The following is a 23,125-nucleotide window of genomic DNA, read 5'->3' as shown; positions in this document are numbered from 1 at the left end:
AACGCCCGAGCCCAGCCCAAGACGAACTTCGCCGCCAGTTCGCCGATCAGAAGCTGGACCAGTTACCCGGCCAAGGTTGCGTGACGGCCCACTAGGCACGATGACCCGCCCCGACGACGGTGAGCCGGCGGTGAGTACGCGGTGAGCCGCCCCCGCCACTGTTGACCTGTCTCCGCGACCGCGGAGCACAGGCCACACACGTGGGGAGCGAACAATGGGCATGCTGACGGGCAGGACGGCGCTGGTGACGGGCGGCTCTCGGGGCATCGGCCGGGCGGTGGCGCTGCGGCTGGCCGCCGAGGGCGCGCTGGTGGCCGTGCACTACGGCGGCGACGACGAGGCGGCCAAGCAGACCGTGGCCCTGATCGAGGACGCCGGCGGCCAGGCGTTCACCGTCCGCGCCCGCTTCGGCGCCGAGGGTGTCGAGGGGGTGGTGGACAGGCTGTTCGAGGGCCTGACCGCCGAGCTGGGCGGACGCGGCCTGGACATCCTGGTCAACAACGCGGGCATCGCCTCGACGGCCCCGATCGCCCACCTGACCCCGGAGGAGTTCGAGCGGGTGATGACCATCAACGTCACCACCCCGTTCTTCGTGATCCAGCGCGCCCTGCCGCTGCTCAACGACGGCGGACGCATCATCAACATGGGTTCGACGGCCAGCCGGATCGCCGTCGTCACCCAGCTCGGCTACACGATCAGCAAGGCGGCGCTGGAGGCGATGGCCCCGACGCTCGCCAACGAGCTGGGCAGGCGCGGCATCACCGTGAACACGGTCGCCCCCGGCGCCGTACGGACCGACATGACGGCGGGCTACACCTCTATCCCCGAGGTGGTGGCCGGGCTGGAGTCCATCACCGCGCTCGGCCGGCTCGGCGAGCCCGAGGACGTCGCCGACGTGGTCGGGTTCCTGGCCGGCCCCGCGGCGCGGTGGGTGACCGGTCAGACCATCGACGTCTCGGGCGGGACGTACCTCGGTCCACTCGCCTGAACAAGCGCCGGAATACTTTGCTCATCCCTTACGGAGAGTAAATATTTCCGGATATAGAGCTTGCATAGCCTGATTTCATGGGAGATATCCCCCACCAGCCGCCACCTCCCGACCCGCCGCACGGCAACGGCGCCGATGGCGGAGACGGTGAAGGCGGCGGCAGCAGCGACGGTGGTGGTGACGGTGGCGGCCTGATCCGCGACGCGCACCAGGACAGGCTGCTGCTCGGCGCGGCCATCAGCACGCAGGCGCACGTGTGCGTGCTCTTCGCCCTGGCCGAGGACGGGCGCCTGCTGATGATGGAGGCCGAGTCGGGGCTCCCCGAGCCCTTCTCGCGCTCGTGGGTCCTGGTCAGGACGACCGACCAGTCGCCGATCGCGCTGGCGGTGCGGCAGCGGCGGCTGGTGTGGGTGCCCGACCGGGAGTCCATGGCCCGCGAGTTCCCGCTCGTGGCGCTGGCCTTCCCGTACGGGTTCGCGCTGGCCGCCGCGCCCCTGGTCGACCGCGACGGCGAGGTGCGGGGGGCCATGATGCTGCTCTGGCCGCCCGCCCCGGCGGGCCGGCCCACCCGGCGGCACCTCGACGTCCTGACCGCCACCTGCGCCGACCTGGCCGAGATCGTCCCACGCGGGGACCGGCCGGTGCCGCCGGGGCACCAGCCGCGCGTGCTGACCAGGGAGCCGCCCGGCGGCGACGACCTCCTGCTGACCTGCCTCAACCGGCTTCCCGAGGGCTACTGCATGCTCGACGTCGAGGGCCGGCTCGTCCTGCTCACCGCCCCCGCCGAGGAGCTGCTGCAGGCCGAGGCCGACGAGCTGATCGGCAAGCGGCCCTGGGACGCCCTGACCTGGCTGGACGATCCGGCCTACGAGGACCGCTACCGCGCCGCGGTGGTCAGCCAGGAGGTCACCTACTTCACCACCCGCAACCCGGGCGGCCAGTGGCTGGCCTTCCACCTCTATCCGGGCCTGGCCGGCGTCACCGTGCGCGTCACGCCGAGCACGATGGCCCGCGACCCGCGTCCCGTCATGCCCGACCAGCTCGCCGCAGCCGACCGGCCGCCGCGCCTGGTCGCGCTGCACGAGATGCTGCACCTGGCCACCACCCTGGCGCGGGCCGTCACCGCCCAGGAGGTGATCAACCTGGTCGCCGACCACGTGATGCCCGCCTACCACGTGCAGGCCCTGGCCATCCTCACATCGAAGGGCGGGCGCACGCACGTGGCCGCCTCCCGCGGATACAGCGAGCAGGCGGTCGAGGAGTACGAGGGACGGCCCATCGTGCAGCTCGCGCCCGATCACCCCCTCGCCGCCGGGGCGCCGGCCTTCTTCGGCACCTGGGCCGAGCTGCGCGCGACGTACCCGGACGCGATCAGGTCGGACGACCTGTCGGCCTGGGCATTCTTGCCGCTGACCGTCGGCGGGCGGACGGCCGGCATGTGCATCCTGGCCTACGACCGTCCCCACCGGTTCACCACCGACGAGCGGGCCAGCCTGACGGCCCTCGGGGGGCTCATCGCCCAGGCGTTCGAGCGTGCCCGCCTCTACGACGTCAAGCACCAGTTCGCGCAGTCCCTGCAGGCGAGCCTGCTGCCGCGCACCCTGCCCGGCGTCCCCGGGCTGGAGGTGGTCGCCCGCTATCTGCCCGCCACGCCCGGCATGGACATCGGCGGCGACTTCTACGACCTCATCCGGCTGGAGGAGAGGGTGGCCGCCGCCGTCATCGGGGACGTCCAGGGGCACGACGTCACCGCCGCCGCGCTGATGGGCCAGGTGCGTACCGCCATCCACGCCCACGCGACGGCGGGGGCCAACCCCGGCGAGGTGCTCGCGCACACCAACCGCCTGCTCAGCGAGCTGGCCCCCGACCGGTTCACGAGCTGCCTCTACATCAGCATCGACCTGGGCCGGGGGACGGCCTGCGTGGCCAGCGCGGGCCACCTGCCGGCACTGCTGCGCCGGCCCGGGGAGCCCGCCCAGGTGGTGGAGACCGCCCCCGGGGTGCTGCTCGGCATCGACCCCGGCACCGAGTACGCCAGCACCCAGCTCGACCTGCCGCCCGGCTCGGTGCTGGCCCTCTACACCGACGGGCTCGTCGAGGTGCCCGGACGCGACCTCGGCGAGGCCATCGGCGGCCTGGCCGCAGGGTTCGCCCCGTCGCCGGACCAGCCGCTCACCGACGTGGCCGAGACCATGATCGGAACGGCGGCGTCCGTCGGCCACCGTGCCGACGACATCGCCATGATGCTGCTGCGCATCGGCCGCCCCTGACGCCGGCCCCTGACGCCGGCCCCGGTCAGGCGCGCCACTCCGGGGTGCGTTCCTGCCGGGCCTGCGACAGGGCCTCCCTGACGCCTTCGGCGTCCTTGTCGGTGGTGTAGACGGGGCTGCCCGGCTGCTGCCGCCACGACTCGTCGAGCCCGCCGGCGTCGACCGGGTCGAAGCCGAGCGCGTCCACCAGGGCCATCACGATCTTCTTGCCGCGCTCGTCGTCGGCGGCCACGGGCAGGGCGATGCGTCCGGGGCTGCCGGAGGGGCGGCCGCCGTGGCCCAGGTGGTCGGCGTAGATGTTGTTGAACGCCTTCACCACCGGGTGGCCGAGCTGCTGCTCGACCCATCGGCTCTCCGGCATCCCGGCCTCGATCTCGTCGATCCTGCCGTCGCGCTGGGGGTAGTAGTTGCCGGTGTCCACGACGGTCAGGCCGCCGGTGACGTCGCCGAACAGGTCGTCGGGCAGCTCGGGCACCTTGCCCTGGGGGATCGTGACCACGACCACGTCGGCTCCCCGGGGCGCCTCCTCGACGGTCACCGGTGTGGCGCCGGTCTCGGCGGCCAGGTCGGCCAGGGTCTGCGGGCCGCGCGAGTTGGCCACCGCCACCTCGTGTCCCAGCTCGGTCAGGCGCCGGGTGAGCGTGCCGCCGATGTTCCCCGCGCCGATGATGCCGATCTTCATGCCCTGCCCCCGGATTGTCCGCCAGCTACTGTTCGCCAGCGTATCGTCACCTGCTGTTATCGCTGGTCAGAGGCCCGGTCGGCGCGCCGGAGCGCCCGGCGACCGGATGGCGGGCGGTAATTCCATCGGCGCCGTTGACATCAAGTGGTCAGCGGTACGCAACTTCCTGGTCGTTCCGCGGCGGAATCCGCGCACGGTGAACCCGCACACTGGATGCCATAGGCAGGCAAACGGACGTTGGAGGGCCGAATGGGAAATTCAGCATTACGATCCGTCTCGCGCGACGCCGAGCGGCGTGAATTCGTCAATCACGCGGGCGGGAATCGTCCGCATATCCAGCTGATATCCGACGAGCCCGGCATCCGGGGGTTGTTCCGCTACCGGCCCGAGGCGGCCGAACCGCTGACCCTGCTCTCCGAGGTGCTGCTGTGCGGGGAGAGCCCGTTGACCCGCGGCGAGCGCGAGCTGATCGCCGCGTACGTGTCGTCGCTGAACCGGTGCCGGTTCTGCTTCCACACCCATGCGGCCTTCGCCGCCGTGCGCGCGCCGGACGGCATGACGCTGGTCGACGAGACATGCGCCGATCCGGCGGCGGCCCCCCTTTCCGGCAAGCTCAAGGCCCTGCTGGCCATCGCCGGCGCGGTCCAGCGAAGCGGGCGGGAGGTCGGCGACGAGCACGTGCGCGCGGCCCGCGAGGAGGGCGCCACGGACCTGGAGATCCACGACACGGTGCTGATCGCGGCGGCCTTCTGCATGTACAACCGGTACGTGGACGGCCTGGCCACGCTGGCCACCGACGACCCCGGCCACTATGCCGACAGGGCCCGCCTGACCAGCGGATACGTGAAGGTGTGGAACGACGAGTCGTTGGCGGAGGCACTGGACGAGGCCGGCTGAGCGGCCCCGTCCGGCGCCGTCGAGCGTCGTGCGGTCAGCCGAAGAACTCGTCCACTGAATAGGGGTCGAGCGGGAAGCTCCAGCGCTCGCTGATCTTCCCGTCGGTGATCCTGAACAACTGCATGCCGCGGTCGTTCAGCGAACGGCCTTCGCGCTCGCCGCGGATGCGCAGGACCGCGGCGACCTGGTCGCCGCCGACGAGATAGGACTCCGGCTCCAGGCGCAACGTGCCGGTGGTGGACTGCAGCAGCTCGGCCAGGTAGCCGAGCACGGCTTCCTTGCCGGAGTAGTCGCGGGCCATCGGGCCGCGACCGGGGACATGGAAGATCACGTCGTCGGCGAGCAGCCGGCGAAGGTCCTCCAGGTCGCCCTTGGCAATGGCGTCGTAGGTATTGCTGGCAACGGTGATGTGGGGATGCTCATCCATGACGACCGCCCAGTCACAAACGGGGTTTAGGTGGCGTCCGTGACATTACGCGCGTCAGTTGCAGGAGACAAGGAGGAGGCGGATCAAAGGAGATCTTGCGCAATTTGCAGGAGTGTGCAGACTAGGAGAAAACCGCATCGCTGGGAGCTTGCATGCCCCATATCGCCCTCGATTCCGACGAGCCAGGGATCCGCGGACTTTTCCAGTTCAGCCCGGAGACGGCCGCACCGATGAACGCGCTGGCCGAGGTCCTCCTGCGAGGCGACAGCACGCTGAGTCGCGGCGAACGGGAACTGATCGCGGCCTACGTGTCGGGGCTCAACGAGTGCCGGTTCTGCACGGCCTCGCACGCCGCGTTCGCCGCCGCCCAGCTCCCCGAAGGGATGACACTGGTCGACCAGGTCCGCGCCGACCCCGGCACGGCCCCCGTCCCGCCCAAGCTCCGCGCCCTGCTCGCCATCGCCGCCGCCGTGCAGCAGAGCGGCAGGGACGTCACCGACAAGCTGGTGGCCGCGGCCAGGGCCGAAGGGGCCACCGACAAGGAACTGCACCACACCGTGCTGATCGCGGCCGCGTTCTGCATGTTCAACCGGTACGTCGACGGCCTGGGCACGCACGCCCCCGACGACCCCGCCGGCTACGACCTGGCCGCGCAGCGCATCCTCGAACACGGCTACACGACCGTCCCACCGGTGGCGGGACAGCAGGGCTGATGACCGAGGAACGCCACCGGTTCGTGATCATCGGCGCGGGACCCGGCGGGCTGCAGCTCAGCTACTTCCTGCAGCGCGCCGGGGCCGACTACCTCACCCTGGAACGCGAGGACGCGCCCGGCGGCTTCTTCCGCCGCTACCCGCGCCACCGGCGGCTCATCTCGCTGAACAAGGTGCACACCGGCGAGAAGGAGAGGGAGATCCAGCTCCGCTGGGACTGGAACTCCCTGCTCAACGACGAGCCCGACCTGATGTTCCCGCAGTACTCCCAGGAGTACTTCCCGCACGCCGACGACCTGGTCCGCTACCTGGCCGACTTCCAGCGCGTCCACGGGCTGCGGGTGCGGTACTCGACGGCCGTCGAGCGCGTGGAGAAGGACGGCGAGGGCTTCGTCGTCCACGCAGGCGGGCAGGTCGTCCGCGCCGACTGCCTGATCGTCGCGACCGGCTGGGGTGGCCCTCACATCCCCGACATCCCGGGCATCGAGCTGGCCACCGGTTACGAGGACGTCCCCGTCAACGGCGAGGAGTTCGCCGACCGGCGCGTCCTGGTCATCGGCAAGGGCAACTCGGCCTTCGAGACCGCCCAGGCGCTGCTCCCGCACGCCGCGGTCATCCACCTGGCCAGCCCGAGCCCCGTACGGCTGGCCTGGACGAGCAAGCACCCCGGCCACGTCCGCGGCCAGTACGGCGCCTTCCTGGACAGCTACTGGTTCAAGACCCTGCACGGCGTGCTGGAGTGCACCGTGGACCGCCTCTGGCGCGAGGGCGGCGCGATCAGGGCCGCGATCACGTACACGCTGGCCGACGGCGAGCAGGCGCTGCTCGACTACGACGCCGTCCTGCGCTGCACCGGCTTCACCATGGACACCGGCCTGTTCGGCGACTCCTGCCGTCCCGCGCTGACGCCCAACGGCCGGATGCCGGCGATCCGTCCCGATTTCCAGTCGGCCGACGTCGAGGGCCTGTACTTCGCCGGCACCCTCATGCAGGCCCGCGACTTCAAACGGGCCTCCTCGGCGTTCATCGACGGCTTCCGCTACAACCTGCGCTCCCTGACCGCCCTGCTCCTCGAACGCTACGAGGGCAGGCCGCTGCCGGTCCGCGAGCTGCCCGCCGACGCCGGCGCGCTGACCGCGTCGATGCTCGACCGGGTCAACCACAGCTCGGCGCTGTGGACCCAGTTCGAGTACCTGTCCGACGCGTACGTGCTGGGCCCCGGCGGCGTCGTGCGCCACTACGAGGACCTGCCGGAGGACTACGCCCGCGAACGCTTCGCCGCCGACGAGCTGTGCCTCACGCTGACCCTGCGCTGGGGGCCGCGCGACCGCGCCGACGTGTTCGCCATCCAGCGCCACCCCACCCCCGAGCGGGCCGACGAGTGCGCCTTCCTGCATCCCGTCGTCCGGGCCTGGCGGCAGGGCGAGCCGGTCGCCGAGCAGCACCTCCTGGAGGACCTCCAGGCCCGCTGGCGCGACCCGGCCCGCCACGCCGAGCCCCTGCGCGCGTTCCTGGCCGCCCGGCTCCAGCCGTAGGCCGCCCGGCCTCAGACGTCGGGGGAGAAGCGGGTCACGAGATCGTCGACCACGTCGGCGAGCGCCCCGCGCCGGGCGTGCGCGGCCCGCTGGCGGTCGGCGCCGCCCCCGTCCTCGCGCAGCGACCGCCATCCCCGCGCGGCCGCCTCCAGGTCGCCGGCGGCCGCCAGCGCGGGCCCGACGTGCTCCAGCAGCCCCTCCACCAGCTCGGCGACCGGCCGCGCCGCCCCCGTGAACGGATCGACGCCGGCCCCGCCGAGCCCGTCCCTGGCTGCCCGCCAGTAGGCCACGCGCAGCAGCTCGCCGGGCACCTCGGGGCCCGGGTCGCCGGCCTCCACCTTGATCAGCGACACCGTGACCAGCGCCCGCACCACCAGCGCGAGGAACACCGACTCCGCCGTGGAGGCGGGCACGTCGGCCACCCGCACCTCCACCGTGGGCAGCCGGGCCGACGGGCGCACGTCCCAGAAGAGCGTCCCGGGGTCGACCAGGGCGCCGCTGTCGGTCAGTGCCGCGACCGTGCGCTCGAAGTGCTCCAGCGACCCGAAGTACGGCGGCGGCCCGGCCACCGGCCACTTGCCCCAGGCCAGCACCCGCCAGCCCGCGTAACCGGTGTCGCGACCGGCCCAGAAGGGCGAGTTGGCCATGAGCGCGAGCAGCACCGGCAGCCACGGCCGCACGTGGTTGCAGACCAGCACGGCCTGCTCCCGGTCCGGCACGTGGATGTGCACGTGACCGGCGCAGATGGCCTGCTCGTCGTGCAGGGCGCGGTAGTTGTCGATGCCGACGCCGTACCGGGGGTGCTCGGTGATCGGCGGCGGGACGACGTCGCCGATCACCGGTGTGCCGGAGGCGACCACGGCCAGGCCCTCGGCGCGCGCGGCGGCGGCCACGACCTCGCGCATCCGCCGCAGCTCGCCGTCCAGCTCGGTCCGGCTCGCGCAGGGCGCCGTCTTGGCCTCCACCTGGAACTGCGTGATCTCCGTGCAGACCCGGTCGCCCAGACCGGCCGCGGCGCGCTCGACGACGGCCGCCGCCCCCGGCGCCACCGCTCGGGTGGCCGGATCGACGACCAGGTACTCCTCCTCGACGCCCATCAGCCGGGCGGTCGCGCCGCCGGAGGCCTGCCGTAACGACTCGGCGGTAGCCGTCATGTCCACTCCACTCCACTGCTGCACTCGACTGCGGGGACGCTGCGTCCGATCTTGCCCTGCCGGGCCCGGCAGGAGGGCCGAATGGCGCACTCGCTCCGGGGGAATGGCTCTCCTGGCCGCACTACCCCCGCATCGAGAGGAGGGCCCGCCCGTGACCGCGACCATGTCCGTGGAGGAGGCCGGGCACGTGTTCGCCACGCCCGCCGCGTACGCCGACGAGACCCGGCTGCACGAGGCCCTGGCGCTGCTGCGCCGCGAGTCGCCCGTGCACCGCGTGGAGGTGCCCGGCTACAACCCCTTCTGGGCCGTCACCCGGCACGCGGACCTGCTGGAGATCGAGCGGAACCAGGCCCTGTGGCTGAGCGCCCCGCGTCCCGTGCTGAGAAGCGCGGAGATCGACGCGCGCCTGGCCGAGCAGCGGGCGCGCGGCACCGGCCTCAAGACGCTCGTCCACATGGACGAGCCCGAGCACCGCGTCGTGCGGGCCGTCGCCGCCGACTGGTTCAGGCCCAGGGCCATGCGCTCCCTGGAGGTGCGCGTACGCGACCTGGCCCGCCGCTACGTCGACCGCATGACCGCCCACGGCGGCTCCTGCGACTTCGCCCGGCAGGTCGCCGTGCACTACCCGCTCTACGTCATCCTGTCGCTGCTGGGCCTGCCCGAGTCCGACTTCCCGCGCATGCTGCGGCTCACCCAGGAGCTGTTCGGCCAGGACGACAGCGACAACCGGCGCGGCGGCACCGCCCAGGACCACACCGCCGTGCTGGCCGACCTGCTGGCCTACTTCCGCGAACTGACCGCCGCCCGCCGGGCCAGGCCCACCGGCGACCTCGCCTCGGAGATCGCCAACGCCCGCGTGGACGGCCGCCCGCTGAGCGACCTCGACGCCGCCTCCTACTACGTGATCATCGCCACCGCCGGGCACGACACCACCAGCTCCACCATCGCCGGCGGCCTGGAGGCGCTCATCCGGCACCCCGGCGAGCTGCGGCGGCTGCGCCGCGACCCCGGGCTGCTGCCGCTGGCGGCCGAGGAGATGATCCGGTGGGTGAGCCCGGTGAAGGAGTTCATGCGCACCGCCGCCGCCGACACGGACGTGCGCGGCACGCCGGTCAGGCGGGGCGAGTCGGTGCTGCTGTCGTACCCGTCGGCCAACCGGGACGAGGACGTGTTCGCCGAGCCGTTCCGGTTCGACGCCGGCCGCGACCCCAACCGGCACCTGGCCTTCGGCTCCGGCGTGCACTTCTGCCTCGGGGCCGCGCTCGCCCGCATGGAGATCCGGGCCCTGTTCGCCGAGCTGCTGCCGCGGCTGGAGAGCGTCGAGTTCGACGGCGAGCCCGCCTGGGTGGCCACCACGTTCGTGGGCGGGCTCAAGCACCTGCCGATCCGCTACACGCTGCGCGAACGGCCGGGCGGCCGGTGAGCGCGCCCACGATTCCGGCGGCCGGTCAGAACAGCGTGGGCGGCTCGGCGGGCATCGGCTCGGGCAGCGGCCGGAGCTCGGGCACCAGGGCGCGCACCTCGTCGTGGAAGCGGCGGGCGAGCATCGGCGCGTCGGCGTTGTCGGGCGTGTGGACGAACACGGTGGGGGAACGGCCCTCGCGCAGCCACCCGGCGACCGTCGCCACCCATCCCCGCCAGCCCTCCACCGTGGCCTCGACGGAGTCGCGGCCCAGGTAGCGGACGATCGGGTGGCCGGTGAGCGCGCGGGTGCGGCGCGGCACGCGCGGCTTCTTCGTCCACGCGTCACGCTCGGCGTCGCTGGTCGGCGGGCTGCGGAACAGCGTCACGGTGTCGAACGGCACCCACTCGGCGCCGGCCGCGGCCAGGACCCGCTCCAGCAGCCCGGCCTGGCGGGCGTCCTCGAAGAAGGCGCGGTGGCGCACCTCCACGGCGTAGCGGTGGGAGCGGGGGAGCCGCCGCAGGAAGGCCGCCAGCGTGCCGAGGTCGGCCGGTCCGAAGGCGGGCGGTAACTGCGCCCACAGGGCGTGCGCGCGCGGGCCGAGCGGCTCGATGGCGTCGAGGAAGGCGTGGAGGTCCTGCTCGGCGCCGGTCAGCCGGTGGTGGTGGGTGATGGACTTGGGCAGCTTGACCACGAAGCGGAAGTCGGGGTCGATCTGGCGGGCCCACGACTCAACCGTGGCGCGGGCGGGGGTGGCGTAGAACGTGGTGTTGCCCTCGACCGCGTCGCACCAGGTGGCGTAGGCGCGCAGGCGCTCTCCCGGCGGGAGCGGATGGGGCAGGAAACGTCCGTTCCACGGTGTGTGCGTCCACATCGCGCATCCCACATGAAGCCGCATGCCTTCGACGTTAGCGGAGCCGCCGGGTGCTCAGGGCCCGCCTCCGATGTACTGGAACGTCACCGTTTAGGCTGGTCGCATGGGCATGGTCGGGACGGTCGGGCTGGTGCTGCATCCCCAGCGCGACTCCAAGAAGGCGATCGACACCATCCTGCGCTGGGCCGCGGACAAGGGGGCCACCGTGCTCGGGCTGCCCGAGGAGGTCGGACGCATCGACTGCAGCGCCGTCCCGGTCGACGCGGTCGCCCTCGTCGAGCGGGCCGACCTGCTGGTGGGGCTCGGTGGCGACGGCACGATGCTGCGCACCATGCGGCTGCTGGCCGGCCGGCCCACGCCCATCCTGGGGGTGAACCTGGGCAAGCTCGGGTTCCTGGCCGAGATCGACGTCGACGAGCTGGCCGGCACGCTGTCGGCCATCGACCGCCACGAGTACACGATCGAGCCCCGGATGGCCATCAGGAGCGAGGTCGCCGGGGTCGGGGTGACGGCGTTCAACGACATCGCGCTGGTGCGCATCCCCGGCGAGGGGCTGGCCGGCGTGTCGGTGACCCCGTCGGGCAGCCCGTTCGTGAGCCTGTCCGCCGACGCCGTGATCGTGGCCACCTCCACCGGCTCCACCGCCTACAGCTTCTCGGCCGGCGGCCCGATCGTCTCGCCCCGGGTGGAGGCGATCCTCGTGGTGCCCGCCGCCGCCCACTCCTCCTTCAACCGGGCCCTGGTGCTGCCCGCCGACGAGGAGGTGACGCTGGAGGTGCTGCCCACCAGCGGCAGGCTCGCCGTCGAGGTGGACGGCCGGGTCGTCGGCCACCTGTGCCCCGGCGACACCGTGACGGTCACGGCCTGGCCCGGGGCGGCCAAGGTGGTCCGCGTCGGCACGACCTTCTACGAACGCGCCCGCCGCAAGCTGCGCGTGGACGGCAGCGCCGAGGTCGGCTGAGCCTCGATTCCGGCTCCAGCTCGGAGGAGGCCACGCGGCCCGTTCAGCGGCGGTGCCGGGCGGGCCGGGTGAGCGGGCCCCCGGTGCGTACGGGCCTGGTGAACTGGTCGGCCGGCGGCTCCCCCTCCCGCCGCGCCCCGCGGGCGGCCACCAGGGCCGACAGCGCGGTCGTGATGGGCACGGCGGCGATCAGCCCGAGCGTGCCCACGACGCTGCGGACGATCTCCTGGGCCACGACCGGCGTGGTCAGCACGTCGCCGAGCGGCTGCGCGCCGATGCTGAACAACAGCAGCAGCGGCAGCGACGCCCCCGCGTACGCCAGGATGATCGTGTTGATCACCGAGGCGATGTGGGCCCGGCCGACGCGCCCCGCGGCCCGGTACAGGCGGGCGAAGCCGTAGGAGGGGTTGGCCGCGGCCAGCTCGCCCACCGTCACCGCCTGCGTGACGGTGACGTCGTCGAGCACGCCCAGCGCCCCGATGATGATGCTGGCCAGCAGCAGCCCCTCGGTGTCGATCGACAGGCTCATGCCCAGGGTCAGCGCGCTGTCGTCGGTGACGCCGTTGAGCCGGGCCAGGCCGAGCGCCCCGTACGACAGCAGCCCGGTCAGCAGGAGGCTGGCCAGCGTGCCGAGCACGGCCATCGACGTGGTCAGGGAGAAGCCGTGGGTGAGGTAGAGCACGGTCAGCATGATCGCGGCCGAGCCCACGACGGCGACCAGCATCGGCGGCTCGCCCGCCAGGACGGCCGGGATGACGAACGTCAGCAGCAGCCCGAACGTCACCGCCAGCCCCACCAGCGCCGTCACCCCGCGCCACCGCCCGAACGCGATCACCGCCAGCGCGAACGCGCCCCCCAGCAGCCACAACGTCGTGGACCTGTCGTGGTCGGAGAGCTGGTAGGCCCCGTCGCCGGCCCGCAGCAGCAGCACGTCGTCACCCGCGGTGAACCGCTGCGCCCCCGGCCCGCCCGGCAGCCGCAGGGTGACGTCGCGGCCGACGTCGGGCCCCGAGCCGACCCGCACGATGGCGTTGCCGCAGGTGGCCGGGTCGGGCACGGGCATCCCTTCCTGGACGGCCGGGCAGCGCCTGAGCGTGACCGACGTGACCGTGCCCTCGACCCGCTCGACCGCCCGCCCCTCCTGGCCGTCCCGGCCGTCCGGCGCGGCCTGCGCGGCGGGCCAGAGCCACACCAGGCAGGCCAGCGTCGCCAGGGCCAGCGGCACCAGCACGGCCAGGCTCGCCACGACCGCCCGGCGCGACGGCGGCGCGGCGGGCGGGCCGTGGGAGTGGCCGTGGCCGTGGCCGTGGGCGTGGAAATGATCGGCGCCCATCGCGTGAAAGATCCTCCTCGGCTTCCGGGACTGCGACAGTAACGCACCCGGCCCGGGGTAGGAGCCGGGTGTGGCGACGCTGGTGGGCACCTCCGGATGGCAGTACAAGGACTGGCGCGGCGTGCTGTACCCGGAGGGGGTGCCGCAGCGGTTGTGGCTGGAGACGTACGCGGCCGAGTTCCCCACCGTCGAGAGCAACAACGCCTTCTACCGCCTGCCCGCGCCGGAGACGTTCGCCGCCTGGCGGGAGCGCACGCCCGCCGGGTTCGTGATGGCCGTCAAGGCCAGCCGCTTCCTCACCCACATCAAGCGGCTGTCCGAGCCCGAGGAGCCGGTCGCCCGCCTGATGAGGGCCGCCGGGGAGCTCAAGGAGAAGCTGGGCCCGGTGCTGCTGCAACTGCCGCCCACGCTGCGGGCCGACGCCGCCCTGCTCGACCGGTGCCTGGGCTGCTTCCCCGGCGGCGTGCGGGTGGCGGTGGAGCCGCGGCACGACTCCTGGTGGACCGGCGAGGTGCGCGAGGTGCTGCTCGCCCGGGGCGCCGCGCTGTGCTGGGCCGACCGGCTCGGCCGGCCGCTGACGCCGCTGTGGCGCACCGCCGACTGGGGGTACGTGCGCCTGCACGAGGGCCTGGCCGCGCCCCGCCCCTCCTACGGCGACGCGGCGCTGCGGAGCTGGGTGAGAAGGGTGGCGGAGGCCGGATGGCGGGACGTCCACGTCTACTTCAACAACGATCCGGGGGGAGCGGCCGTGCGTGATGCCCGGCGATTTGCCACACTCGCCTGATGCGCACGCGTCTGTACAGGAACGGCGTCCTCGAAAAGGAGGGCTTCCCCGTCGAGGAGGTCTCCGACCACGTCGGCGACCCCGAGGCCACCGTCTGGCTCGATCTGTGCTCGCCCACCCCCGAACAGCTCAACCTGGTCGGCGAGGAGCTCGGCCTGCACGAGCTGGCCGTCGAGGACGTGCTCAGCGACCACCAGCGCCCCAAGGTGGACGTCTACGACAACCACCTGTTCATCACCGTGTACGGCATCCACCTCGACGAGGACCGTCTCGTACCCGTCGAGGTGAACGTCTTCGTCACCCGCAACGCCCTGGTGACCGTTCGCGAGAACGACCGCTTCGACATCGACGAGGTGCTCAGGCGCTGGGACGCGTCCTCCCGCCTGGCCTCGCACGGCGTCTCCTTCCTGCTGCACGGCCTGCTCGACTACGTCGTGGACAGCCAGTTCGACCTGGTCCAGGACCTCGACGCGCAGGCCGAGGCCATGGAGGAGTCGCTGTTCGACGACGCGCCGCGCGACGGCAGGAAGCTCCAGCGCGCCATGTACGTCCTGCGCAAGAACACCGCCAGGCTCCGCAAGATCTCGATGCCGATGCGGGAGGTGCTCGGCACCCTGCTCCGCCGCGACCAGGAGCTCGTCGCCGACCCGGTGATGGCCCCCTACTACGAGGACGTCTACGACCACGTCCAGCGCGTCGCCGAGTGGGTGGAGGCGATCCGCGACATGCTCGCCAACGTCCGGGAGACCCGGCTGGCCCAGCAGGGCTTCCGCCTCAACGAGATCATGAAGCGGGTGACGAGCTGGGCCGCCATCATCGCGGTGCCCACCGCCATCACCGGCTTCTACGGCCAGAACGTGCCCTACCCCGGGGCCGGGGACATCTCGGGGTTCTGGGTGTCGTCGGTGCTGGTGGCGGTGGCGTCCGTGGCGCTGTACGTGATCTTCAAGAAGAAGGACTGGCTCTGAGCGGCAGGGCTCAGAAGCGGGGCCGGCAGTCCTCGGCCAGTCTCTCGACCGGCACCGGGCCCAGCTGGCGGCCGTCCCGCGAACGGACGGCCGGCACGCCGTCGGCCACCTCGCGCGGCCCAACCACGAGCTGGTACGGCACCAGCCGGTGCGCCCTGATCCTGGCCCCCAGGCTGCCCCGGTCCGCCGGCGCCAGCTCGGCCCGCAGCCCGGCGGCCACGGCCCGCCGCAGCACGTCCGCGGCCGCCGGCAGTTCGGCGTCCGACAGCGGCAGCACGACCGCCTGAACGGGCGCCAGCCACGCGGGGAACGCGCCGCCGTGCACCTCGATCAGGTGCGCGACCAGCCGTTCGAGCCCGCCGACCACGCTGCGGTGCACCATGACGGGACGCCGCCCGCCCGCGTACGCCAGGTCGAAGCGCTCGGGCTGGTACAGGTCCACCTGGACGGTCGACAGGGTGCTCTCGCGGCCCGCCGGGTCGGCGATCTGGATGTCGATCTTCGGGCCGTAGAAGGCGCCCTCGCCGCGTTCCTCGTCAAAGGCGCGGCCGCGCTCCCCGAGCACGTCACGCAGGATCGCCTCCGAGCGGGCCCACATCTCGGGGTCGTCCACGAACTTGTCGCCGTCGCCGCGCAGCGAGAGCCGGTAGCGGGCGGCCTCGATGCCGAGCTGGGCGTGCGCGGCCTCGATCAGGTCGAGCGCGGCCGACACCTCGGCCGCCGCCTGCTCCGGCGCGCAGAACACGTGACCGTCGTTGAGCTGGATGGCGCGCACCCGGGTCAGGCCGCCGAGCACGCCCGACAGCTCCGAGCGGTACATGCCGCCGAGCTCGGCCACGCGCAGCGGCAGGTCGCGGTGGCTGCGCCCGCGTGAGCGGTAGATCAGCGCGTGGTGCGGGCACAGGCTGGGACGCAGCACGAACTCCTCGCCGCCCACGTTCATGGGCGGGAACATGTCCTCGGCGTAGTGCGCCCAGTGGCCCGAACGTTCGTACAGCTCGCGTTTGCCGAGCACGGGGGAGTTGACGTGCAGGTAGCCGTGACGGCGTTCGAGCTCGTGGACGTAGTCCTCCACTGCCTTGCGCACGGCGGCCCCGGCGGGCAGCCAGTAGGGGAGGCCGGAGCCGATCAGCGGGTCGGTGCCGAAGATCTCCAGCTCGCGGCCGAGTCTGCGGTGGTCGTTCATGATCGTCCTTTTCGCGAAAAGGGCGAACGACCAGCTCCCGGGCGTCCGCCCGGGATGCATGGAATCAGCGCGCCGGGACCGTGTCCGGCGTCGTCGTGACGAGAGCGCGCTGCATGCCGGAGACTCTAACACCGCGGGCGGCGTGAAGAAAATCTTCAACAGCCGGTCAAGGAATGGCAAATGATATAAAAGAGCCGTGGCTGAGATCACCTTGAGCGTGCGCCAGTTGCAGGCGTTCGCCGAGGTCGGCTACCAGGTCGCGGGCGGTGGCGGCGCGCACGCGGCGATGGCGGCGCTGCGCCGGGTGGTCCCGCTCGACGCTTACGAGTTCGTCGCCTTCGACCCCGCCACCGGGCGTCACCACAGCGTCGTCTCCGACGGCCACCGGCGCATCGACCGCGACGCCGCCGAGGAGTACGCCGCCCTCGACGCCTGCCGCGCGGCCATCGCCGGACGGCGGCCGGTGCCCATGCCGCAGCCGGGCACCGAACGGTACTTCCGCCGCCACCTGGCCCCCTACGGCTGGCGGGCCGGGCTCACCGCGCCGCTGTTCCTCGCCGACGACGGCCGCTACACCGGCCTGCTGCACCTGGCCGCCAAGGACGCCTTCCCGCTGCTCACCAGCGCCCTGGTCGCCGCCGTGAGCCCGATGCTCGCGCACGTCACCGACCTCACCAGGTGCGTGATCGACCCCGCCGGGCTGCCGCCCGACTTCCGCGCGGTCGCCTTCGACCGGCTCGGCGAGCGCCGCGCGGTGCCCGGCCACGAGGTCTCGCGCGAGCTGTGGGACGACCCCGCCATGGCGGCCTTCGCACGGGCGTTCATCGACTCGCGCGAGCTGAGCCGGCGCGGCCTGTGGCTCGACGGCGGCGGACGCTGGCACGAGGTGCGGCTGCTGCGGGCAGGCGTCGGCTACCAGGGGTCGTTGCAGGGCGCGGTCGCCGCCGAACGGCCCTGCCCGCTGCCCTACGACCTGACCGGCCGCGAGGTCGACGTGCTCACCCGCGTCGCGGCCGGCGACTCCAACCCGCAGATCGCGGCCTGCCTGGTGCTGAGCGTGCGGACGGTGACCACCCATCTGGAGCACATCTTCGCCAAGCTGGGCTGCGACAGCCGTACCCGGCTCACGACCAAGGCGCTGGCCGAAGGGTTGTGCCGGCTCGACCTCTGACGCCGCCCGCCCCGGCCCCCTCAGCGGGCCATCCCGGCGGGCACCCGTTCCCGCGTCAGCTCGAACCAGACGGTCGTCGAGCCCCCCTCGCGGACGAACCCCCAGCGGTGGCTGAGCGCCTCGATCAGCGGCAGCCCCCGGCCGCTGGTCGCCTGGGGAGCCGTCCGGCACACGCACGGAGGGCCGTCCGTGCCGCCGTCGGCGACGCACACCCGGACGGTCGTGTCCGAGCTGGACACCGACACCGTGAACGAGCCGCCGTCCCCGGACCTGGTGTGCAGGATCGCGTTCGTGGCCAGCTCGCTGGTGAGCAGCACCACGTCGTCATGGAAGGGATGATCGCGGCCGAGCGCCGCCGTCACGAGCCCCCTGGCCCGCGAGACCTGCGACGGAACCCCCGGGAGCCGCACCGCGAGGTCGCGGGCCCCGGGCGGTTCACCCCCGTCGGCATGGTGCGAGTCCGGTGACGCCACGGCGACCTCCCCCGAATCAGGTGACGTCATGAGACGCCCGAGAGGGGGCCCGGAGATTATCGCGAAAAGGTAGGAATGCTCTTTCCCAAGGTCGCCTGCACGACCGGGCGCGGCGACCGAGTACGCTGCGATCGACGAGTCGTCTAGGCCCGTGGGGGAGCAAAGCGTGCACAGCAGCCTACTCGCCCGGCCGTCGGAGGAGGTCGCGTGAGCAGCCTGGAGGCCGTCTGGGTGGAGCCGTACGACGGGCCCGGGGCGGCGGTCGTGACCGGCGTCTTCGACATCCTGCACGTGGGCCACGTGCGCTACCTGGGCGCCGTGGCCGCCCGCGGGCTGCCTCTGGTGGTCGGCGTGGAGGACGACCCGCGCGTGCGGGCGTGGAAGGGGCCCAGCCGGCCGTTCAACCCGGCGGCGGAGCGGGCCGAGGTGCTGGCCGCGCTGCGCTGCGTGTCCGGCGTCTTCGTGGTGACCGGGCCGCCCGACGCCCATGGCCCCGAGGACTACATCGACCTGCTCGCGCCGATGCGGCCCGGGGCGCTGGCCCACACGGCGGGCGACCCGCACGCGGGCGCGCGGGCCACAGCGGCGGCCATCCTGGGCGCGGAGTGCTGGGAGATGGCGGCCATCCCCGACCGGTCCACGACCCGCATCGTGAACGCGGCGGGCAAGGGCTGAGACACCCCGGCTCTCCGGGAACGGCCGCGGGCGTCGCTGAAACGGGCAGGCGCCATGATCGCGTAATCTTTCCTCTCATGATGGCCGACCTGGTGGCGAAGCGGGTGACGAACCTGCTGGCACCGCAAGTGCTGGTGATCGTCATGCCGCCCGCCGTGGGCCTGCTCGCCCAGGGATGGGCCGGGGCCGCCTGGGGGCTGATGGCCTCGGCGTTCTGCGGCGGCGTGCCGGCGGCGGTGATCGCGATCGGCGTGCGTTCGGGGCGGCTCGACTCCCACCACATCGTCGACCGCGCCCGGCGCACCGGCCCGCTGCTGGCCGCCGTGGCCGCCGTGCTGGTCGCGCTCGCGCTGCTCGTCGTGCTCGGCGCGCCGCGGCTGCTGGTGGCCACCGTGACCGCGATGCTGGTCGCCCTGGCGGTGACCGTGCCGATCACCACCCGCTGGAAGATCTCCTTCCACGCCGCCGTCTCGGCGGGCACGGTGGTGGTACTGGCGCACGTGCTGCCCGCCCTGCCCGTCGCGCTCGCCGGCGCGGCCGTGGTGGCGCTGGTGTGCTGGGCCAGGGTCCGCCTCGCCCATCACACGTCGGCGCAGGTCGCGGCGGGGGCGTTCACCGGCACGCTCACCACGTGGGCGACGCTGGCGCTGTTCGGGGTCTGAGGGGCCGGAACAGCCCGGAATGGCCCGGAATAGCCCCGCCGCCGCGCGGGTTGGCGCGAACATGGATGCCACGAACCGGGGCCGGGTCCGCGTCGAGCGGTCGGCCAAGCGCGTGCGGACCTACCTGGGCGGCCGGCTGGTCGCCGACACGACCCGGGCCCTGCTGGTGTGGGAAGGCCCCTTCTACCCCACCTACTACTTCCCCCTCCAGGACGTCGAGGAGGCGGCGCTCAAGCCGACCGGCACGTCCAGGCACTCCCCGAGCAGGGGGGACGCCGCCGTCCACACGGTCACCTCGGGCACCGGCGAGGCTCCGGAGGCGGCGCTGGTCTACGACGACTCGCCGCTGGAGGAGATCCGCGGGCACGTCCGCTTCGACTGGGACGCGATGGACGCCTGGTTCGAGGAGGACGAGGAGGTCTACGTGCACGCGCGCGACCCGTACACGCGGGTGGACATCCTGCCGAGCTCGCGGCACATCCGGGTCGAGGTCGACGGGGTCACCGTGGCCGACTCGCGCAACGCCCGCATCCTGTTCGAGACGGGCCTGCCCGCCCGCTACTACCTGCCGAAGACGGACGTACGGCTCGACCTGCTGGAGCACACCGACACCGCGACGCACTGCCCGTACAAGGGGACGGCGGAGTACTGGACGGTCAACGGGAAGAAGGACCTGGCCTGGTCCTACCGCACGCCGCTGCCCGAGAGCGAGCGCGTGGCGGGGCTGATCGCCTTCTACAACGAGAAGCTGGACATCTTCGTCGACGGCGAGCGCGAGGAGCGTCCGGCGACCAAGTTCTCCTGAGCCCGTCGGGCGCCCCGCCGGGTGGCGGGGCGCCCGGGGATCAGGCGGCCGAGGATCAGGCGGCCGGGGTCCAGTGCGGGTCGCGGCCGAGGTAGCGCAGCAGGGCGGCAGCCGTGTCGCCGGTGGGGTCGCCGGTGGGGTCGCCGGAGGGGGCGTCCGGCAGGGCCTCGGCGTAGGCGCCCCACGGGCGCAGCGGGTCGACGATCTGCCGGGCGACCTCCAGCAGCGGCCCGGCCAGCTCGGGCGTCAGCGGCGAGGGCTGCCCGGTGGCCACGGCGAGGTCCCAGGCGTGCACGGCCGCGTCGAGCGCGCAGGCCGTCGAGCCCATCCACGGCGACATCCTGTTCGGCGGCACCGGCGTCGGCACCTCGGCGGCGTCGCGGTCGACCGCGGCCCACGCCCTGGCCGCGCGCGTCAGCGCGTCCTCAAGCTCGGCCGACGGGTCCGCGCCCGGTTCGGCGGGCGGGTCGAACGGGTTGAACGCCGGCCCGCCCTCGCCCGTGAGCGTGGCGGCGAAGCCGAGCTGGTCGCCGACCGCGTGCTTGAAGACCTTGGTGACGCTCCACTCCGAGCAGGGGGTGGGCAGGTCCCAGCCGCCGGCCGGGATGCCGCTGACGGCCTTGCGCAGCGCCTCGTGCGCGGCGTCCAGAACGTCCCAGCCGCTGATGTCGTCGCCCATATGGAGCTCCCTTCGGTATGTCTCCACTATAGCAGAACGGAATAGTTTGTTCCACTAGTTGGCGACGGCCATCTCAAGCCCGTCGATCAGCAGGTCCAGGGCCTGCTCGAAGTCGGCGGCCGGGTCGACGCCGCCGCGCGTCCAGCGCAGCAGCCTGGCGAAGTGCGGCAGGCGTTCGGGGTCGAGGGCGCGGATGTAGACGCCCACCTGCTCCTCGCCGGCGTGCCGGCCGGGGGCGCCGTCGAAGCCGCCGGTGGACAGCAGCAGGGTGCCGAACACCAGGGCGTTCACGGCGGTCAGCGCCCGCCAGACGCCGAGGTCGTCGAAGCCCGCCGCGTACAGCGTGCCGACCAGGTCGTCGAGGGTCCTCAGGGCGTGCGGCGAGGTCGGGTTGGACCGGTCGGTCGCCAGCGCCAGCGGGACCACGGGATGGCGGCTGAACGCCCGGTGCATGTTGCGCGCCATGACGCGCAGCCGCTCCTGCCACGGCAGCCCCGGGTCGGCCGGCTCCACCTGGCCGAACACCCGCTCCACGATGCCGTCGACCAGGTCGGCCTTGTTGGAGACGTGGTTGTAGAGCGACATCGCCTCCACGCCGAGCGCCTTGGCCAGCCGCCGCATGGACAGCCCCTCCAGGCCCTCTCTGTCCGCCAGCTCCAGGGCCGCGTCGAGGACTTTCTCCCGGTTCAGCGGCTCGCGCCGTGCCATCGGCTCTCCCTTCGTGCTTGACGGAGCTTACGGTGTACGTGCTCTACTTACGACGTAAGCATACGCCGTAAGTAAGGAGTCGGGATGACCGACGTGATCATCGTGGGTGGCGGGCCGGTCGGGCTGCTGCTGGCCTGCGAGCTCAAACTGGGCGGCGCCGAGCCGCTGGTCCTGGAGGCGGCCACCGGCGAGGAACGCGTGACCCGCAGCCTCGGCCTGCGCTCGCTCAACGCGCGCACCCTGCACTCGCTGGAGCTGCGCGGGCTGGTGGAACCGCTGATCGGGGCCCAGTGGAGGCTGTTCGACGAGCTGGCCACCGGCTCGGCGCCCGACCGTTCGGACATGGTCGGCATGATGACCGAGCTGCTCAAGAAGGGCATGATGCGCGGTCACTTCGCCGGGCTGCCGCTGCTGGAGGAGCACGGCGGCGCCGAGTACGCCATGCTCAAGCAGCACCAGATCGAGGCCGTGCTCGCCGCGCGGGCCGCCGCGCTCGGCGTACCGGTCCGGCAGGGCCGCGCCGTCGTGGACGTCGCCCAGGACGCCGGCCACGCGGTGGCCACACTGGCGGACGGCGAGCGCGTCGAGGCCCCCTACCTGGTGGGCTGCGACGGCGGCCGGAGCGTGGTGCGCAAGCGGTCCGGGTTCGCCTTCTCCGGCACGCCGGCGACCATGACCGGCAGGACGGCCGTGGCCACGCTGACCGGGCCGGGGTCGGTCACCTCGTCCCTGCGCTCGCCCGGCGGGCTCGTCAACCTGTCGCTGGTGCCCGGGGAGATCGCGACCATCGAGTTCGACGGCGGCCCCGGCGACGGTTCCCCCGACAGGGACGCGCCGGTCACGGCCGAGGAACTGGCCGGCAGCCTGCGCCGGGTGACGGGGGAGGACGTCGGGGTCGCGCGGCTGGAGGCGGGCATCCGCTACAGCGACAACACCCGGCACGCCGACTCCTACCGCAAGGGACGCGTCCTGCTGGCCGGGGACGCCGCCCACGTGCACTCGCCCATCGGCGGCCAGGGGCTCAACCTGGGCCTCCAGGACGCCGTCAACCTGGGGTGGAAGCTGGCGCTGGTGGCCCGGGGCGCGGCTCCGGAGAGCCTGCTCGACACCTACACCGCCGAGCGTCACCCGGTGGCGGCCCGCGTGCTGCGCAACACCCGGGCCCAGGTGGCGGCGATGCGTCCGGGGGCGCAGGTGGACGCGCTGCGGGAGGTGCTGTCGGAGGTGATGGCGCTGCCGGACGCCGAGCGGCACTTCACCGGCATGGTCGAGGGCACCGACGTCGACTACGCGCCCACCGCCCCCGACCCCCGCACCGGCCGCTTCACCCCGCCCCTGACCGCCACCCCGCCCCTGACCGCCACCCCGCCCCTGACCGCCACCCCGCCCCTGACCGCCACCCCACCCGAGGGCCCGCACGATCGCGGCCCTCAGGTTCCGGGCGCGGCGGGTTCCGGTGTTCCCGGCGGCGGTCGGCGGGGGAGCGAGAGCCCGGCGGCGGCCGGGACCGGGCGGCCGGTCGCGGAGTTGCTGCGGGACGGGCGGGGGTTGCTGCTCGACCTGTCCGGCGGCGCGGACGCGGCCGAACTGACGGCCGCCCTGGCGGGCCACCACGACCGCGTGAGCCTGGCCGTGGCCGCCCCGCCCCAGGCAGGCGGTGGTGCGCTGCTCGTCCGGCCCGACGGGTACGTGGCCTGGGCGGGCGCGCCAGGAGGGGCGCTCATGGACGCGCTCACCACCTGGTTCGGCCCGGCGTCATGAGCGTCCCCCGGACACGG

At 73.2% G+C, this 23,125-nt stretch carries 23 protein-coding genes; 14 read left to right on the top strand and 9 right to left on the bottom strand.

Features of this window, described 5'->3' with window-relative positions; genetic code table 11:
* Positions 1-214: 214 nt before the first annotated feature.
* Both ACIA8R_RS39220 and ACIA8R_RS39215 read left to right on the top strand, forming a co-directional pair.
* The gene (locus ACIA8R_RS39220; protein ID WP_357695584.1) at positions 215-988 is read left to right on the top strand and encodes an SDR family oxidoreductase; all 774 of its coding nucleotides are present in this window, start codon (positions 215-217) and stop codon (positions 986-988) included.
* A gap of 77 nt (positions 989-1,065) precedes the next feature.
* Positions 1,066-3,258 (top strand): SpoIIE family protein phosphatase, encoded by a 2,193-nt coding sequence (locus tag ACIA8R_RS39215; protein WP_397042549.1) that lies wholly within the window; start codon positions 1,066-1,068, stop codon positions 3,256-3,258.
* Between the two features lie 25 nt (positions 3,259-3,283).
* Here the strand turns inward: ACIA8R_RS39215 and ACIA8R_RS39210 are convergent, their stop codons facing one another.
* Entirely contained in the window at positions 3,284-3,979 is a 696-nt protein-coding gene (locus ACIA8R_RS39210) for an NAD(P)-binding domain-containing protein (protein ID WP_364096959.1), read from the bottom strand.
* 330 nt (positions 3,980-4,309) lie between these two features.
* Here ACIA8R_RS39210 and ACIA8R_RS39205 point away from each other — a divergent pair, with 330 nt between their 5' ends.
* Entirely contained in the window at positions 4,310-4,837 is a 528-nt protein-coding gene (locus ACIA8R_RS39205; RefSeq protein WP_364096637.1) for a carboxymuconolactone decarboxylase family protein, read from the top strand.
* A 34-nt stretch (positions 4,838-4,871) separates the two neighbouring features.
* On the opposite strand, the gene ACIA8R_RS39200 is transcribed toward ACIA8R_RS39205, so the two are convergent.
* Complete coding sequence (locus tag ACIA8R_RS39200) at positions 4,872-5,264, bottom strand: nuclear transport factor 2 family protein (protein WP_357695590.1); 393 nt, start codon at positions 5,262-5,264, stop codon at positions 4,872-4,874.
* A 152-nt stretch (positions 5,265-5,416) separates the two neighbouring features.
* Here ACIA8R_RS39200 and ACIA8R_RS39195 point away from each other — a divergent pair, with 152 nt between their 5' ends.
* On the top strand, positions 5,417-5,977 hold the full coding sequence (locus ACIA8R_RS39195; RefSeq protein ID WP_397042548.1) for a carboxymuconolactone decarboxylase family protein: 561 nt from the start codon (positions 5,417-5,419) through the stop codon (positions 5,975-5,977).
* Positions 5,977-7,512, top strand: coding sequence for an NAD(P)-binding domain-containing protein (locus ACIA8R_RS39190; RefSeq protein WP_397042547.1), 1,536 nt, complete (start codon positions 5,977-5,979; stop codon positions 7,510-7,512). The genes ACIA8R_RS39195 and ACIA8R_RS39190 overlap by 1 nt, the downstream gene beginning before the upstream one ends.
* An 11-nt stretch (positions 7,513-7,523) precedes the next feature.
* Here ACIA8R_RS39190 and ACIA8R_RS39185 read toward each other — a convergent pair whose 3' ends face one another.
* Positions 7,524-8,666: a glutamate--cysteine ligase gene (locus ACIA8R_RS39185; protein WP_397042546.1), complete on the bottom strand. Its 1,143-nt coding sequence runs from the start codon at positions 8,664-8,666 to the stop codon at positions 7,524-7,526.
* Between the two features lie 151 nt (positions 8,667-8,817).
* Here ACIA8R_RS39185 and ACIA8R_RS39180 point away from each other — a divergent pair, with 151 nt between their 5' ends.
* Positions 8,818-10,089, top strand: coding sequence for a cytochrome P450 (locus ACIA8R_RS39180; protein WP_357695599.1), 1,272 nt, complete (start codon positions 8,818-8,820; stop codon positions 10,087-10,089).
* Positions 10,090-10,114: 25 nt separating this feature from the next.
* Here ACIA8R_RS39180 and ACIA8R_RS39175 read toward each other — a convergent pair whose 3' ends face one another.
* Entirely contained in the window at positions 10,115-10,966 is an 852-nt protein-coding gene (locus tag ACIA8R_RS39175) for a DUF72 domain-containing protein (RefSeq protein ID WP_397042545.1), read from the bottom strand.
* A 79-nt stretch (positions 10,967-11,045) separates the two neighbouring features.
* Between ACIA8R_RS39175 and ACIA8R_RS39170 the strand changes: the two genes are divergently transcribed.
* Positions 11,046-11,903, top strand: coding sequence for an NAD(+)/NADH kinase (locus ACIA8R_RS39170; RefSeq protein ID WP_357695602.1), 858 nt, complete (start codon positions 11,046-11,048; stop codon positions 11,901-11,903).
* Between the two features lie 43 nt (positions 11,904-11,946).
* Here the strand turns inward: ACIA8R_RS39170 and ACIA8R_RS39165 are convergent, their stop codons facing one another.
* Positions 11,947-13,236 carry a YibE/F family protein gene (locus ACIA8R_RS39165; RefSeq protein ID WP_397042544.1) on the bottom strand — a complete coding sequence of 430 codons (1,290 nt, stop codon included), beginning with the start codon at positions 13,234-13,236 and terminating at the stop codon, positions 11,947-11,949.
* 70 nt (positions 13,237-13,306) lie between these two features.
* On the opposite strand from ACIA8R_RS39165, the gene ACIA8R_RS39160 reads away from it, so the two are divergent.
* Positions 13,307-14,020: a DUF72 domain-containing protein gene (locus ACIA8R_RS39160; RefSeq protein WP_364096615.1), complete on the top strand. Its 714-nt coding sequence runs from the start codon at positions 13,307-13,309 to the stop codon at positions 14,018-14,020.
* The gene (locus ACIA8R_RS39155) at positions 14,020-14,988 is read left to right on the top strand and encodes a magnesium transporter CorA family protein (protein WP_397042543.1); all 969 of its coding nucleotides are present in this window, start codon (positions 14,020-14,022) and stop codon (positions 14,986-14,988) included. Before ACIA8R_RS39160 ends, ACIA8R_RS39155 begins: the two co-directional genes overlap by 1 nt.
* 10 nt (positions 14,989-14,998) lie before the next feature.
* On the opposite strand, the gene thrS is transcribed toward ACIA8R_RS39155, so the two are convergent.
* Complete coding sequence (thrS, locus tag ACIA8R_RS39150; RefSeq protein WP_397042542.1) at positions 14,999-16,234, bottom strand: threonine--tRNA ligase; 1,236 nt, start codon at positions 16,232-16,234, stop codon at positions 14,999-15,001.
* A gap of 136 nt (positions 16,235-16,370) precedes the next feature.
* Here thrS and ACIA8R_RS39145 point away from each other — a divergent pair, with 136 nt between their 5' ends.
* The gene (locus ACIA8R_RS39145) at positions 16,371-17,345 is read left to right on the top strand and encodes a LuxR C-terminal-related transcriptional regulator (RefSeq protein ID WP_357695611.1); all 975 of its coding nucleotides are present in this window, start codon (positions 16,371-16,373) and stop codon (positions 17,343-17,345) included.
* Positions 17,346-17,365: 20 nt separating this feature from the next.
* Here ACIA8R_RS39145 and ACIA8R_RS39140 read toward each other — a convergent pair whose 3' ends face one another.
* A complete protein-coding gene (locus ACIA8R_RS39140; RefSeq protein ID WP_357695613.1) occupies positions 17,366-17,818 on the bottom strand; it encodes an ATP-binding protein in 453 nt (150 codons plus the stop codon).
* A 207-nt stretch (positions 17,819-18,025) separates the two neighbouring features.
* Here ACIA8R_RS39140 and ACIA8R_RS39135 point away from each other — a divergent pair, with 207 nt between their 5' ends.
* The 3 genes from ACIA8R_RS39135 (at position 18,026) to ACIA8R_RS39125 (ending at position 19,960) form a co-directional block, all read left to right on the top strand.
* Positions 18,026-18,493 (top strand): adenylyltransferase/cytidyltransferase family protein, encoded by a 468-nt coding sequence (locus tag ACIA8R_RS39135; protein WP_357695615.1) that lies wholly within the window; start codon positions 18,026-18,028, stop codon positions 18,491-18,493.
* 77 nt (positions 18,494-18,570) lie between these two features.
* Entirely contained in the window at positions 18,571-19,155 is a 585-nt protein-coding gene (locus ACIA8R_RS39130; RefSeq protein WP_397042541.1) for a hypothetical protein, read from the top strand.
* Positions 19,156-19,216: 61 nt separating this feature from the next.
* The gene (locus ACIA8R_RS39125; RefSeq protein ID WP_397042540.1) at positions 19,217-19,960 is read left to right on the top strand and encodes a DUF427 domain-containing protein; all 744 of its coding nucleotides are present in this window, start codon (positions 19,217-19,219) and stop codon (positions 19,958-19,960) included.
* Positions 19,961-20,015: 55 nt separating this feature from the next.
* Here ACIA8R_RS39125 and ACIA8R_RS39120 read toward each other — a convergent pair whose 3' ends face one another.
* On the bottom strand, positions 20,016-20,639 hold the full coding sequence (locus ACIA8R_RS39120) for a TIGR03086 family metal-binding protein (protein ID WP_397042539.1): 624 nt from the start codon (positions 20,637-20,639) through the stop codon (positions 20,016-20,018).
* A 54-nt stretch (positions 20,640-20,693) separates the two neighbouring features.
* Positions 20,694-21,347: a TetR/AcrR family transcriptional regulator C-terminal domain-containing protein gene (locus ACIA8R_RS39115; RefSeq protein ID WP_397042538.1), complete on the bottom strand. Its 654-nt coding sequence runs from the start codon at positions 21,345-21,347 to the stop codon at positions 20,694-20,696.
* Between the two features lie 84 nt (positions 21,348-21,431).
* Here ACIA8R_RS39115 and ACIA8R_RS39110 point away from each other — a divergent pair, with 84 nt between their 5' ends.
* Positions 21,432-23,108: an FAD-dependent monooxygenase gene (locus tag ACIA8R_RS39110; RefSeq protein ID WP_397042537.1), complete on the top strand. Its 1,677-nt coding sequence runs from the start codon at positions 21,432-21,434 to the stop codon at positions 23,106-23,108.
* The last annotated feature ends 17 nt before the right edge of the window (positions 23,109-23,125 follow it).

It is taken from the genome of Nonomuraea sp. NPDC051191 (assembly GCF_044455665.1).
GTDB lineage: Bacteria > Actinomycetota > Actinomycetes > Streptosporangiales > Streptosporangiaceae > Nonomuraea.
Note: the sequence above shows the minus strand (reverse complement) of the source record. Positions and strands in the feature narration are given on the sequence as shown.